Genomic DNA, 13,385 nt, shown 5'->3' with positions numbered 1-13,385 from the left:
TTTAATTTTCATTAGAACAATATTAGACAAAATGTAACAGTAGTACAAAGAATTATTCGTAGAAATACAGGCTTTTAGTTATTAATTTAATTTGAATTTTACCTCATCCCCATATTTTTTCTGGGCAAGCACAGATATAGCCCTGTCGGAAAGTTGTAATATGCGAGGATACCCCCCTGTAGTTTGACCATCCTTCATTAGAATAATCAGTTTACCGGATGGTGTTAACTGCACCGTACCAGGAAGAGTGGCCGATGTTATCATTGAGTTTGTAAGACCTACTATTTTTTCTTCAAGCTTATACGCCATCCTATTGTTTTCGTTGGAGATACTGAATTTTTTTCCAAACAGCATTTCTAACTGCCTATCAGAAAGATTTTTAAATTCCGGACCTTTAGTTACCTTCAATTCTTTTTCATCCAAGAAAGAGTCTACTATTATCTTACTTATTTTAGGCTCAAATAGCGAACAAGCATCATATTCTAGCTCATCACCATCCACAAGGTGGTTTTTTTTAGTTACCGAAGAAAAGAACGAGCGACTCCCTAAAACCATAGGTGTTTTGAACCCACCTTTTACAGCTAGATAGTTACGGAAACCTTTTTCTAACTTTCCATAAGAGAGGATGTCTCCTTTTTCCACCTTTATTACCTCATAATTATTTACCGGTTCATTATTAAGCGTTGCGGAGAGCAAGGCGCCACCCATACTGATATAGGTTTCCTCTTCGAAAAATAAGGTTGGACCAGTCATGGTTATTTCCAATACTGCCGCATCTATATTATTATCTAAAAGCTGATTCACTTTTTTAGCCGAAAACCCATCCATGTAACCAGCAACGGGCACTCCTTTATTCAAATAGCCATACCTGCCAATATCCTGTACCGAAGTAAATAAACCAGATTTGAGGACTTTAAGCATCTAATATGATTTTTTCAAGTTTGTAAATACCGACTTCACTCTCAATTTTATGTAAATTATACTCGGCCTTGGTTATTTTGTAAAATTGCACTTGATCCCCTACACTTATAAAACAAGGTTCTTTTGCTTTAGGGTCAAACATGGGTACGGAACAGTTTCCAATTATATTCCATCCTCCGGGTGAATCTTGAGGATAAATACCTGTTTGTTTACCAGCTAAACCAACTGAACCTTTTACTACCTTGGAACGTGGCTCTGCCCTCCTATCAAACTCTAAAGCCTTGGGTACACCTCCCAAATAAGTAAATCCCGGAAGAAATCCTATACCAAATACGTTATAAATATGCGTAGTATGCAACTTAACTATCTCATCTACAGATTTTCCTGATTTTTCAGAAATCTCTTTTAAGTCAATTCCAAAATCCTCATCATAACACACGGGTAGCCGCCATAAAATCTTTTCTCGCTTAACTACCTTTATATCTTCTTGATACCAATTAAGCAGTTTTATTTTCAACTGGTCAAAATCAATTGGTTCTTCTCTATATATAAGGGTAACGGAATTATAGGCTGGAACAATCTCCCATTCCTCTCCCTTTAAACAACATTCCTTAAGGTACTGGGTAAATTGCAATATATCTTCAAGAATAGCTACATCTACTCTACCTGGCCATTCTAGAAGAATAGCATGAATGCCAAAAGGTCGTATGGAAATTGGATAACTGTTCACTTTTTTATATACATGTTATGGTTTGGTAATTCTTGAGTAAGATACAATACTATTTCTAATGCAGATGGCGTATCTCCATGAATACAGAAGGTATCTACCAAAATTGACACTTCTTTCCCGCCAATGGTAGTTACCCTTTTATGATCTACTATTTCAACTATATGCTTTAAAACCTGTATCTTATCTGTTATTAAGGCATTAGGTTGCTTTCTGGATACCAGACTTAAATCTACTTCATAATTTCTGTCTGCAAAACCTTCGTACTTTATCTGAAATCCTTCTTTTAGGGCCACTTTAGCTATTTCTGAGTTATAGGGCACGTATAAACAAGTGTCTTTCTTGTACTTTTTAATCGCTTCTAAAAAACAAACTGCCAAAGATTCATCCTTAGCAATATCATTATAAAGCGCTCCGTGTGGTTTTATATGATGTAGTTTTACACCTTGTTCGTCCAAAACCTCAACAAGACCCTCCACTTGGTTACCTATACTATTGATGAGTTCTTTTGGGCCCATCTTTATAGAGATACGGCCAAAATTAGATATATCCGGGTATGACGGGTGAGCACCCACCAAAACATTATTCTCTTTAGCCAAGCTAACCACCTCTGTCATACTCTCCTTATTTCCCGTATGACCTCCACAGGCTATATTACAGGAAGAAAGCAGGGGCAATAGCTGTTTTTCGTTGCCAACACCTTCACCAACATCACAGTTCAAATCTAAATAGTTATGCGTCATTTTGTAATATGGAATTTCTAAAATACTCATAATCTTTTAGACCTCCTGTAAGAAAACATCTTATCTTAACAAAGAATTTGTACGCCAAACTATCTCTCGCAAGCCTTCGTTTCACCACAGTTTTAACATTTTTTAATGTCGTTTATCTAAAAAAATGCTGTTTATCTAAAACTAGAGTGTCGTATGTCGAATCGATATAATATCCGCAAAAATTACAGGTTATTATTATCCCAAATCGAACTTCCCCCTCATTTTAACCGGGGCCAAATTGACCTACTGAAATGAAATGTTTAGAATGTAATAAAGCACTTGGTTACACCGATCACAGACAGTCTATGGACACATTAGGTGTTGAATTATGTGATGAACATATGCCAAGAATGTCAAAATTGATTGAAATCAATAGTACACCTCGCGAAGCCATACAGTTATATTATGGTTTAAAAGAAGCCGGAGTATCCTCCATGTTAGAATGGTGGGATGGCTCCAAGTCAATAGATATAGCCATTTCAAGAGTAAAACTCAATATTGAAATAGATACGGAGTATCATATGATGACTCACGAACAAGCCATAAATGACTTAGAAGAAGCTATGCATTCTTTCAAAAATGGCTTTACCACGATACGAATACCTCATGTTCTTATAAAATATTATCTTAAAGAAACCGTTACAAATATTCTAGGGATAATGGAAGGCTTGCGTGTACATATCAAAGCGATATAAACTTAAAACCTTATTATCATGTCAAATACTACAAAGATTCTAAAGACTCCGTTGAGAATTTCAATCGCAATTTTGTTATTGGGCATGCTATCGCGTATTTTTCATTGGCCATATGCATCAGAAACCATTTTGGTTGCATTTTCAGCTATCCTCCTACTCTATAGTATCCGCTTTTGGAAAAAGGAAACCAAACTATTCATTGATCTGGTTAAACTGGTAATGGTAGTTAGCTGGGCCCTTAATGGAATTTTCAGGGTATTAGATTTACCTTTCACCTTACTATTTCAAATTCTTATTGCTATTTCCTTCATTACTTGGTTTATTATGGAAGGAACCGCTTACTTTTTAGATGAAGACCGCAGACAAAAAAACAACATGGCAAGAGTACTATGGAATTTTGCCATGGTCATAGGGGCTTTGTCCATCATTGCAGGTAGTCTTTTAAACATGCTTAACGAAGCATATGCCATTCCACTTCTTGCCGTAGGTATCACCATTATAGTTGCTTACATTTTAAAAGATGTTTTTGCTACAAGCACTAAAAGCGAAGAAGACCACGGAAACGGCGAGTTTCAGTTGTAATTACAACCTTACCTTATACATCCGCATAAAAAGGTACATCCAACTATTAGATCTAGGAACCCTATAACACTTCAAAACAAGAAGAACTCCATTGTATGATACTTTGGAACCATAAAATAGCATTTCGCTTAATAGGGATTAATAAATACCTATCCACCCTACCTACATTCTTACATATTTTTTTAATGATTCATCACAAAGAAGACAATAAACCTAAAATTTGTAAGGCGAGTTGTTAGATGAGTGGTTTCAAAAAGAGGATTAGGTGATTTTGATTCTTTTCCGTTTATAGAATTTAAGCAACTTCTTGCCGATATCCTGGCTTTCAATCGAGTTTAATGCCCTTTGCACGAAGCAGAAGAGTGCAAACAGCATAGGACTACGTTTTATATGTAAACCATTTACTATGAAAGAAAAAACTACTCTAAACGATTATCTTGTTTATGCTTTTTGCGCCTTTTGCTTTATATGGTCACTATATGTGATATTCTTTGCAACGGTATATTAATAAGAATCAATGCTCCTACACTATAAACATTAGCGTAGGAGCATTTTATATAAAGCCAATATAAGCTTCAAAATTGATTATATTGCCAAATACCTCTAATTGAAGCAATAAATAACCCAAAAATTGTGGGGTTTTTCTCTGTTTACTATGCGTGCATCCTTTTAAATTTGTAGACGGAACAATACAGAGATAATTATGAAGATAAGAGACAAACTGACCTATGCCTATGTTGCATTTAATGTAATTTTTATAATTGTAATGGCAATTTTCCTATATAGGAATTCACCTTTTTAGAAGCCCATTAAAAACTCAAACTTAGATTACTAAGCTCTTGTCTTCCTAAAAAAGACAGGGGCTTTTTTATTCATTTAACCCAACCAACCTTCTCGATCCAAACTACGGTATTGAATAGCCTCAGCTACATGGGTCCCATTTACCCCCTCCACTCCTTCTAAATCTGCAATCGTACGCCCAACCTTTAAAATACGGTCATAGGCACGCGCGGACAGATTTAAACGCTCCATGGCATTCTTAAGCAATTCTTTAGAAGGTTCGTCCAATCTACAGAATTCTCTAATCTGCTTAGTATTCATTTGAGCATTGTAATGTACATTGGGGAATTCAGCAAAGCGCTTGGTCTGAATCTCCCTTGCGGCCGTTACTCGTTTTCTGATTTCCACACTACTTTCTCCCTTACGGTCATCCGACAATTTTTCAAAAGGAACTGGCGTCACCTCAATATGAATATCTATTCGATCTAATAAAGGACCCGATATTTTGCTCAGGTAACGTTGCATTTCTGCTGGCGAGGAGGTAACCGGTGCATCTGGATCATTAAAATAACCTCCTGGACTAGGGTTCATACTTGCCACTAACATAAAACTACTTGGATACGTAACCGTAAAGCGAGCTCTAGCAATGGTCACCTCCCGGTCTTCCATAGGTTGGCGCATTACTTCAAGTACCCTACGTTCAAATTCTGGAAGCTCATCTAAAAACAAAACCCCATTGTGGGATAGTGATATTTCTCCCGGCTGTGGATAACTACCACCACCAACTAATGCAGCAGAACTAATAGTATGGTGGGGATTTCTAAAAGGACGCTGACTCATTAGCCCCATATTCTTTATCTTCCCTACTACACTATGAATTTTTGTAGTTTCTAATGCTTCATGCAAAGTCATTGGTGGTAAAATAGAAGGTAATCTTTTCGCTAGCATAGTTTTACCTGCTCCTGGTGGACCTACTAAAATAATATTATGCCCACCAGCCGCGCCAATTTCCATACATCGCTTTATACTTTCTTGTCCGCGTACATCAGAAAAATCGAATTCAGGAAAATCCAAAGTCTTGTAAAATTCTTCCCTTGTATTTATAATGGTCTGTTCTAATGGAGTTCCCTTGTCAAAGAATTCTATGACCTCACTTATATTTTCTACACCAAACACTTTTAAACCAGATACAATGGCTGCTTCCTTTGCATTCTCCTTAGGTAAAATAAAACCTTCAAAACCCTCTTCTTGAGCTTTGATAGCAATAGGTAACGCTCCTTTTATAGGATGTAAACCACCGTCTAGAGAAAGTTCTCCCATGATAATATACTTATCAATTTTATCGGATTTTATCTGCCCGGAAGCGGTCAATATTCCAATAGCTAAAGTCAAGTCGTAAGCCGACCCTTCTTTACGGAGGTCAGCGGGCGCTAAGTTTAAGGTTATTTTCTTGCCTGGAATTTTATACCCGTTATTTAAAAGAGCTGCCGCAATACGGTAGTTACTTTCTTTTATAGCATTATCAGGAAGACCTACCAAGTGGTAACCAACTCCCTTATCTACATTTACTTCTACTGTGATCGTTGTCGCGTCCACTCCAAAAACGGCACTTCCAAAAACTTTGGTGAGCATATTGGTTTATTATTTAGTATTCTATGGTTAGATTCTTCTTAATTATTAAATCAAAGAAAAATATTGGTCTCTCTTAATTTTCTGGCTTGAATGTAAGTACCGACTTTGATGTAGATATTATCTCTTCCTTATTCAGCATCATCTTACGAAACTCACCCTTTATATACATTTCTACCTGGTCTTTATAATGTATACTAAAAGGATTTCCAGACTGCCCTGTAGGCAAAATACTCATGCTATTCTCCACATCTGAGAAATCAACCACCCTTCTCGTTGACGGTCCAGAGCTAACTTTATAAACTCCATCTTCCGTGTACGGAAAAAACATGTTGTTAATTACCTCCCGCGTTCCATTAACAGAAAAAGGCCCCACATTAAAAAAGGAACGGAGTGCATCTATCTGTCCAATGGGATGACCATGCTCTATGGTATGAACACGCCCCCATATCCAACCGGAACTATCACTACCCAAAGTCTGTTCCAAAGCCTGTAGTGCTTCCCGAAAGGAACCATTGACTATATCTGATTGACTTTCAGTTATATCAGGTGTGCTGGTATCATCCCACCAAATGGAGCTTTCATTCGCTACAATAGGTGCTATCGTCCGTTTTATTAAATGCGTATTTAATATTTCCTCAAAAAGCGAATCTCCCAATTCATCCTTAAAAGTATTCCTCAGTATAAAATACATCCATCTATGATATACGGTGGCCTCTGTACTTCCTGTTGGGTAATCGCCTTTCCATTGCTTTAAACCGTCCAAAATCTTCAATTTGGAAGCATTAAGACTATCTACTTCAACCTTTTTAAGCAACATCCTAACAATCTCAACATTTACTGGCGATGTATCATCAGTGATCATATTCCCTACAGCCTCCTTATCCCAATCATTCGTACTTTCTAGCAATTGTACAATTCTTCTTGCTCTATTTTCCGGTAGATAATAGCCTGGGTATAACATCCCAACAATGGAGTCAGGTTGATTATTTGCGGAGTACACATACTGCCATGGCGGATTTATGGCCTGCGGATTCTTGCTAAAATCTAAATATTCTTTTTCAACAGGTAGGCCTTTTCCGTTCTCGGCAACGAATTTGGTATTCACGCTATCCGGTATCTTGTAAAGTTTAGCTGCTGCCCACCAAGCTACATTATCTTCAGCATCGCCATAAACAATACCTAAACCTGGTGCATGAAGGTCTTCTAAAGCATGTTGAAAATCATCTAAATTCGTTGCATAAGACATGTTATATAGAGAATTCAGCAATTTGTTTTCCACTTCGGTAAATATCCACCACATAGAAATAGGGCGGTCTCCTGTAACCTGATCTGCAATCCCGTTTAAGATTGGACCATGATGTGTTTTTTTATAGGAAAAATGAACATCATCAGAATCCTTAACTTTTATTGTTTTGGCTATGATTTCATAATCTTTCCACTCATCACCTTTTCTATACTTTCTTGTATCGGATGGATGCGTTTGCTCATAATAAAAATCCACATCGTCATTCTCGAACATCGTCATCCCGTAAGCGAGTTTTCGGTTATGACCTAATAGAGGGTAAGGCACACCAGCTAAATGATAACCGTACTTCTCATATGTAGGCGTACTTACATGGGCTTCGTACCATACAGAAGGTTGAGAAAATCCAATATGAGGATCGTTCGAAAAGATTACTTTTCCGTTTTTTGTCTTTTCCGGAGCAATTGCCCAGCCATTACTTCCTTCAAAAAGGGGGATAGACAATTTTTTTAAAGACGTCATAACTTTCGAAATGGACTCATGTATAGAATCTTTTTTATTTCTAGGATAGTTTTTTATCCATTGCGTAGTTGAATCACTATTAATTTCCAGATCCTTTAAATATTCAAATCCTAGCTTATCTTTTATCTTGCTTAATAACGGGTCCGTTTTATGGGCCATGGCAAAACTGAAAGCCATATATCCAATTGTATTATATACATCTTTTAAAACGAATGGTTTTTTATCAATTCCAGTTAAATAAAACTCTATAGGAGTAGGTCCTTCTTCCACAAATTGATTCACACCTTCCAAGTAGGCCTGAGACATCTGCACCGCCGCATCTGATGTATTTAGCTTAGCGATGGTCTCTGAAGAATAATCATCTATACCCAACGCCAAAAAGAACTTATCTGTTCCCAACAAATCTTTCCCAAAAACCTCTGAAAGTCCACCTCTCCCTATCCTTCGAAGCAGTTCCATTTGCCACAACCTATCCTGAGCATGTACATAGCCTAGCGCTTTAAATGCATCTGCATCGTTTTCTGCATATATATGTGGAATCCCGTAAGTATCATAATATACCTGTACTTCCTCAGAAAGACCATGAAGCTTCTTTTTTCCGTCATAATCAGGTTTTAGATGATATGTTAAACTACCAATTACAACCGCTAGCACACCAACAAGAGCAAGTAACCCCCACCCTAATCGCTTAAATTTTCTCATTCAAGTCAAAGTTTTGACCTAATATAAGAATTATTTATAAGGAGGTTAACATTGATGGATGAACTGCTATTAAGTCCTTCCAGACGGAATCATTAAGCTTATAGGCAATACTGAAAATAATAATTTTTCTAAATACATAATTCTTAACTGTACAAATCTAATAGCGAACTAATTACAATTTTTCTTCCTAATTCCTACTCAATCTGTTTGTTATTTAACACTTCTTGTTAAAAAAAGTTAATACTTTCAGGGCAAATCATAAAAAAACACTAAAAATGAAAAAAAATCAAAGAAAACTTCTGTCCCTAGCGGTAGCTATGGGACTAATGTTAGGTTCCTGTTCAGATGATTCCATCCAAATAGAAGAAACTGCCGTGCCATTGGCTGTAAATGCAACGGCTTCAATTCAAACACCTACAAATGGCCATTTTAATCTAGACTTCTCTAGTGCTGTAAGAGAATTTGAGCTCGATTTAAATTTATCTAGCGCAGTTGAGCCTAGTGAGTGTGAAGATACACCCTTTAATGAGGTAGCAGATTATTATAACAATCTGCTAATAGATGGCTTTATCTCTGCATGGGACGGTAATCCTGATGCAATTAGTATAATTCTAGAAGATTATTTTGCCATAAACCAAATTGCAGCGGCATACGAAAATAAGAACACCGATTACTTTGGAGCAGATGGAGAGTACACGAACTACGTAAAACAACGTACTAAAAGTCTTGAAAAGTTCTGGGATATGAGTAATTCAATAACCGTAAACGGTCAACATACAGCTACACTAGAAGATTTAGACTTTATCCGGTATGTTTATGAAAATTACTCCGATGCGCCTGCAGAAGAAATTGATTATATCTTGGGCATTGCGGAGACTTTTAATATTGGTAGCGACCAAATACCTGAAAACCCATTTTTTGCATCAGACGGTTTTGCCACTTTTGACAGGACAATTGTAATTGGTGACGGTATCATAACATTACTTGAAGACACTGGTCTAGACCCAAAAGTAGTTTGGTCAAGTATTTTAGCCCATGAATGGGGGCACCAAATACAATTCTTAAACTTTGAAAACTGGGAATACCCATTACCTGCTTTTAATAACACTCCTGAATCTACTAGAATGACCGAACTAGAAGCTGACTTCATTACAGGTTACTATCTAACCCACAAAAGAGGAGCCACTTATAACTGGAAACGCGTTGAAGACTTTTTATCTGCTTTTTTCAATATAGGTGATTGTGGTTTTGAAAACCCTGGCCATCACGGTACGCCAGCACAACGTTTAGCTGCTGCTAAAGCTGGTTATGATTTAGCCAATGGTGCACAGAAAAAAGGAAAAATTCTTAGTCAAGAAGCAGTACACCTGGCTTTTCTGGCTGAGTTGAATTCAATTACAAATACGGCAGCACCAAGAAGTGTTGCTAGATAATTATTTTATAGTTATTTAATGCAAAAGGCCGCCTTTATAGGGCGGCCTTTTTATTTTCTATTTATTATGTGCAAGATAAATTCTATTTTTCCTCGAAATTATTCAGCCCTTCTAAAAGCCATTCCCGATAGACATCGCTATCCGTATACTGAACGGCATTATTCAAAATTTCTAAATCTGGTGACATTAGAACATAATAAGGCTGAGAGGCTGCATTAAAATTAACCGTCTGAAAAGTGCCCCACTTCTGCCCTATGGTTTCAATATGTTTTACACGACCTGTATCATATTTAAAATCGAATTGCTCAGACTCTGGCAACTCCTTTCGGTCATCTACGTAAAGTGAAATAAGAACAAAATCCTCTTTTAAAATTTCAAAAACATCAGGCTCGCTCCAAACATTTTCTTCCATTTTTCTACAGTTGACACATGCCCAACCCGTAAAATCCAATAGAATTGGCTTATTTACCTCCTTTGCATACGCTACGCCTTCTTCAAAATCTTTAAAACAGTTGATACCCAGAGGACAATCGCTTTCGGTTTCAAAAACACTATAGAATGCCGGTGGCGGAAAACCACTTAATAATTTTAGGTTGGAAACACCTAAAAGTCCCAATATAATATAGATTGAAAAGCCAGCACTAAGGAAACCTGTTGCTTTTCGCCCTAAAGAAAGTTTGTTTTTAGGACCATCATGAGGAAATTTGAAAACCCCAAAAAGATACAGCGTCAACAAAACAAACAATATTATCCATATTCCCAAGAATATTTCACGTTTTAGAATGCCCCAATTCCCAACTAGGTCTGCATTGGAAAGGAACTTAAGTGCCAATGCCAATTCTAAGAACCCTAACACCACTTTTACGGTTGTCATCCACCCACCGGACTTTGGCAATGAATTCAACCAAGCAGGAAACAAGGCAAAAAGAGCAAACGGTAACGCTAACGCTGCACCAAAACCGGTCATGCCCGCGGAAAGATTCATCGCAACATCTCCTTCTTCCAAAACGGTACTTCCTAAAAGCCCTCCTAAAATAGGACCCGTACAGGAGAAAGAAACGATTGCTAAGGTAACCGCCATAAAGAAAATACCCATGACCCCTCCTATTTTAGAAGAAGCAGCATCCATCTTATTGGCCCAAGAGCTAGGTAATGTCAATTCATAATAGCCAAAGAAGGAAAACGAAAAGAAAACGAAAATCAAGAAAAATGCTATGTTCAGCCAAATATTAGTAGCTATCGTATTCAATATTTGAGAATCTACCGAATCGAAAATATGGAAAGGCAAACTGAGTAAAAAGTATATCAAAACAATAAAAAAACCGTATAACAGGGCATTTATAATACCTTTTGATTTCTGCTGTGAATGTTTGGTAAAGAAAGACACCGTAAGCGGAATCATTGGAAAAACACAAGGCGTTAACAATGCTATTAACCCACCTAAAAACCCTAAGCCAAAAATCATCCAAAGACTGGATCCTGTCTCTACCCCATCATGGGAATTTCCTAAAAGCTCTTTTTTCTTTAGGTCTAGCTTTAATACCGCTCCCAGAGTTTTACTGTGTTCATCTATAATTTTTTCTTCTTTTACGGCAGCACCGCCATCAAGAACAAAACTAAAATCTTGGTCTACCGGAATACAAACCTCCTTACACACCTGGTAGAAAAGATTAATATCAATCTGGTTTACACTAGAATCTAGCAACCGTATTTTCTGGGTAAAAATGACAGTTTCTTTGAAAAAAGTTTCATCTACTTCAAAAATATCACTGTATTCAACCACTGTCTCACTCTCAACAGTTTTACCCAAAAGCTCATAGCCTTCACCAACTTTCTTATAATCAAACTCACTTGGCAAAGAACCACCTTCTGAGGTGAATTGTGAAAAGATATGCCAACCTTCAGCAATATCTCCTTTAAGTACCAACTCATAATCCGTGTCGTTGATTTTCTTTACTTCTTGCGACCATTTCACCGGATTATCATCATCCTGAGAAAAAACACTTAAAACACTAAAAAACAATGCGGTAAATACTATTATATGCTTCATCAATTTAATGTGAATTTTAAAATATCACTTGTATTTTCTGTTACTTTAAAACGTTCATCTGCCCGTCTACCTATTATCCATACCACCTCTTCACCACTACAAAGCAACCATTGTTGCTCTTTGGAAACCACATCTATTTTCTCATCTTTAAAAAACTTAGAAAGCTTTTTTCTTCCTTTCATTCCCAAAGGGTAAAAGTAGTCGCCATTTTTCCATTTCCTTATCGTTAACGGGTACTTTAACGCTTTTTTATCAATGTAGAGTGTGTGCTTGTTTTTTACCGAAAGGTCGTTTACTGTTTCAATCTTAAGTTGAACAGGTTCTAAAATCTCCATTTGCCCATCCAGCACTTGATATTGAGCATCTGCCTCCTCCTTAACCTCCGTTAACCAGAGAAACTCTCTATCCTTAACCAAACGATGGGTTTTAGAATAAATTTCCTTACCGCTCATAGCCGATAAAAGATTTTCTACATCATTCCACTCAGTAAAGCCGTAACCCTTAAATAAAGCATGTATGTAAGCGGAAATAGGTTCTAACTTGAACAGTTCTGCTATTGAGATGCGAATAACACCAGTGTCTTCCTTAAATAACCGCGATTTCAATTCTTTAACCTGAGAAGCAATTAAAGCCGCACTTTCGGAAAGGTAATCTTGGGTTTTTGTAAAGTTCTTTAAAAAAGAGGGATTCAAATCTTTCAGTAAAGGAACGATTTCATGTCTGATTTTATTCCTCAGATATTTAGTATCCGCATTACTAGCATCTTCTCGCCACTGTAATTTCCGGGACTGCGCATACTCTAAAATTTGACTTCTTGAAAAGCGAAGAAGTGGTCTTGACAATGTATCCGTTTTTTCAGGAATCCCAGTTAAACCATCTATACCTGTACCCCTAGAAAGATTGATTAAAAAAGTCTCCACACTATCATCTACATGATGTGCCGTAACCAAGGTTCCGATATCATTTTCTTGCATGATTTTCGCAAACCAATCATATCTTAACTCTCTTGCACCTACTTGAATTGACACTTTATTATTTTTAACATAACTAATTGTATCAAAATTAGTTACGTAAAATTTTTTATCATTCAATAAAGATAATTCTCGCACAAACACCTCATCACCATTACTAGCTTCACCTCTTAAATTAAAATTACAATGTGATATAGCGAAATCTAACTTAGACCTAGCACAAAGGTCTACCAAAACAGCACTATCCAAACCGCCACTACAAGCAAGTAAGAACTTGTCCTTGACAAGGTTTTGAAAATTGATTTCTATATGTTTTTGGAATTCTTCTAACACGGCATAAAGGTAATCAAGAAT

General features: G+C 36.9%; 10 protein-coding genes. 3 read left to right on the top strand and 7 right to left on the bottom strand.

The genetic code is table 11. The annotated features are described in order from the left end of the window. Window positions 1-81: 81 nt before the first annotated feature. From IWB64_RS14810 to pxpA, 3 genes are read right to left on the bottom strand one after another with little or no spacing between them, the layout of a single operon-like run. Complete coding sequence (locus IWB64_RS14810) at window positions 82-921, bottom strand: 5-oxoprolinase subunit C family protein (RefSeq protein ID WP_194534738.1); 840 nt, start codon at window positions 919-921, stop codon at window positions 82-84. Then, a complete protein-coding gene (gene pxpB, locus IWB64_RS14805; RefSeq protein WP_194534737.1) occupies window positions 914-1,651 on the bottom strand; it encodes a 5-oxoprolinase subunit PxpB in 738 nt (245 codons plus the stop codon). The genes IWB64_RS14810 and pxpB overlap by 8 nt, the downstream gene beginning before the upstream one ends. Then, complete coding sequence (gene pxpA / locus IWB64_RS14800; RefSeq protein ID WP_226975906.1) at window positions 1,648-2,421, bottom strand: 5-oxoprolinase subunit PxpA; 774 nt, start codon at window positions 2,419-2,421, stop codon at window positions 1,648-1,650. Before pxpA ends, pxpB begins: the two co-directional genes overlap by 4 nt. Window positions 2,422-2,672: 251 nt before the next feature. On the opposite strand from pxpA, the gene IWB64_RS14795 reads away from it, so the two are divergent. Both IWB64_RS14795 and IWB64_RS14790 read left to right on the top strand, forming a co-directional pair. Then, entirely contained in the window at window positions 2,673-3,116 is a 444-nt protein-coding gene (locus IWB64_RS14795; RefSeq protein ID WP_194534736.1) for a hypothetical protein, read from the top strand. A gap of 18 nt (window positions 3,117-3,134) precedes the next feature. Next, window positions 3,135-3,698, top strand: a complete 564-nt coding sequence (locus tag IWB64_RS14790; protein ID WP_194534735.1) for a hypothetical protein — start codon at window positions 3,135-3,137, stop codon at window positions 3,696-3,698. 876 nt (window positions 3,699-4,574) lie between these two features. Here IWB64_RS14790 and IWB64_RS14785 read toward each other — a convergent pair. Both IWB64_RS14785 and IWB64_RS14780 read right to left on the bottom strand, forming a co-directional pair. Continuing rightward, complete coding sequence (locus tag IWB64_RS14785; RefSeq protein WP_194534734.1) at window positions 4,575-6,110, bottom strand: YifB family Mg chelatase-like AAA ATPase; 1,536 nt, start codon at window positions 6,108-6,110, stop codon at window positions 4,575-4,577. A 73-nt stretch (window positions 6,111-6,183) separates the two neighbouring features. After that, window positions 6,184-8,577: a penicillin acylase family protein gene (locus tag IWB64_RS14780; RefSeq protein ID WP_194534733.1), complete on the bottom strand. Its 2,394-nt coding sequence runs from the start codon at window positions 8,575-8,577 to the stop codon at window positions 6,184-6,186. Between the two features lie 275 nt (window positions 8,578-8,852). Here IWB64_RS14780 and IWB64_RS14775 point away from each other — a divergent pair, with 275 nt between their 5' ends. Next, window positions 8,853-10,010: a neutral zinc metallopeptidase gene (locus IWB64_RS14775; protein ID WP_194534732.1), complete on the top strand. Its 1,158-nt coding sequence runs from the start codon at window positions 8,853-8,855 to the stop codon at window positions 10,008-10,010. An 82-nt stretch (window positions 10,011-10,092) separates the two neighbouring features. On the opposite strand, the gene IWB64_RS14770 is transcribed toward IWB64_RS14775, so the two are convergent. Both IWB64_RS14770 and tilS read right to left on the bottom strand, forming a co-directional pair. Continuing rightward, a complete protein-coding gene (locus tag IWB64_RS14770) occupies window positions 10,093-12,060 on the bottom strand; it encodes a protein-disulfide reductase DsbD family protein (protein WP_194534731.1) in 1,968 nt (655 codons plus the stop codon). Beyond that, window positions 12,060-13,364, bottom strand: coding sequence for a tRNA lysidine(34) synthetase TilS (tilS, locus tag IWB64_RS20590; protein ID WP_194534730.1), 1,305 nt, complete (start codon window positions 13,362-13,364; stop codon window positions 12,060-12,062). The genes IWB64_RS14770 and tilS overlap by 1 nt, the downstream gene beginning before the upstream one ends. Window positions 13,365-13,385 lie beyond the last annotated feature (21 nt).

Source organism: Zobellia nedashkovskayae (genome assembly GCF_015330125.1).
Lineage (GTDB): Bacteria > Bacteroidota > Bacteroidia > Flavobacteriales > Flavobacteriaceae > Zobellia > Zobellia nedashkovskayae.
Note: the sequence above shows the minus strand (reverse complement) of the source record. Positions and strands in the feature narration are given on the sequence as shown.

Coding starts and splice junctions, on each gene's coding strand:
- IWB64_RS14810 (WP_194534738.1), bottom strand. CDS start 921: ATGCTTAAAGTCCTCAAATCTGGTTTATTTACTTCGGTACAGGATATT.
- IWB64_RS14790 (WP_194534735.1), top strand. CDS start 3,135: ATGTCAAATACTACAAAGATTCTAAAGACTCCGTTGAGAATTTCAATC.
- pxpA (WP_226975906.1), bottom strand. CDS start 2,421: ATGAGTATTTTAGAAATTCCATATTACAAAATGACGCATAACTATTTA.
- IWB64_RS14770 (WP_194534731.1), bottom strand. CDS start 12,060: ATGAAGCATATAATAGTATTTACCGCATTGTTTTTTAGTGTTTTAAGT.
- IWB64_RS14785 (WP_194534734.1), bottom strand. CDS start 6,110: ATGCTCACCAAAGTTTTTGGAAGTGCCGTTTTTGGAGTGGACGCGACA.
- IWB64_RS14780 (WP_194534733.1), bottom strand. CDS start 8,577: ATGAGAAAATTTAAGCGATTAGGGTGGGGGTTACTTGCTCTTGTTGGT.
- IWB64_RS14775 (WP_194534732.1), top strand. CDS start 8,853: ATGAAAAAAAATCAAAGAAAACTTCTGTCCCTAGCGGTAGCTATGGGA.
- IWB64_RS14795 (WP_194534736.1), top strand. CDS start 2,673: ATGAAATGTTTAGAATGTAATAAAGCACTTGGTTACACCGATCACAGA.